Genomic DNA, 994 nt, shown 5'->3' with positions numbered 1-994 from the left:
TCAGCGAGATCAACTTGAAATGATTACTTTAGATCAACTGGTGCCACCGAACCATTTGGTTCGTAAAATGGAGGCTGCCATTGACTTCACTTTCATTTATAACTTGGTGAAAGATATGTACTCAGAGGTAGGACGCCCAAGTATTGATCCAGTTATTTTAGTTAAACTGACTTTCATTCAATATACCTTCGGTATTCGTTCCATGCGTAAAACGATTGAAGAAGTTGAAACCAATATGGCTTATCGTTGGTTCTTAGGCTATGGTTTCCAGGATAAAGTGCCTCATTTCTCTACGTTCGGAAAAAATTATGAGCGACGCTTTAAAGATACAGACCTGTTTGAACAGATTTTCTGTCGCATTTTAATGACCGCTGCTAATAAAAAGGTAATAAGTGTAGAACACGTTTTCGTGGATTCCACACATGTGAAAGCCAGTGCGAATAAACGGAAATTTGAAAAGAAAATCGTTCGTAAAGAAACACGAGCGTATCAAGGACGTCTTCAAGAAGAAATCAATCAAGATCGTGAAAACCATGGTAAGAAGCCTTTTCCACCAGATAAATTTGATAAGGAAGAAACCAAAGCAATTAAAGAAAGTACTACGGATCCTGAGAGTGGCTACTATGTGAAAGATGAACGAACAAAACAGTTTGCCTATTCATTCCATGCGGCCGCAGACGGCAACGGTTTTGTATTGGGAACGATTGTAACACCTGGTAATACACATGACAGTCATAATTTTGGAGCCACTTGTTGACCAAGTGAATTGAGAAAGTTGGAAAACCAGAAGCAGTTGCCGCAGATGCAGCTTATAAAACACCAGCGATTACAAGCTACCTATTTAACAAAGAAATCACACCTGCTTTACCCTATACACGTCCTCGTACAAAAGAAGGATTCTTTCGCAAACATGACTATGTTTACGATGAACACTTTGATTGTTCCCTTTGCCCTTCGGGAGAAACTTTAAAGTACTCAACAACAAATAAAGAGG

General features: G+C 39.1%; 1 pseudogene. It reads left to right on the top strand.

Annotated elements, in window-relative coordinates:
• Positions 1-994 (top strand): annotated as a pseudogene (locus tag AS888_RS24455) (IS1182 family transposase); the annotation flags it as partial.

Origin of the sequence: Peribacillus simplex (assembly GCF_001542915.1) — a bacterium.
GTDB lineage: Bacteria > Bacillota > Bacilli > Bacillales > DSM-1321 > Peribacillus > Peribacillus simplex_B.
Note: the sequence above shows the minus strand (reverse complement) of the source record. Positions and strands in the feature narration are given on the sequence as shown.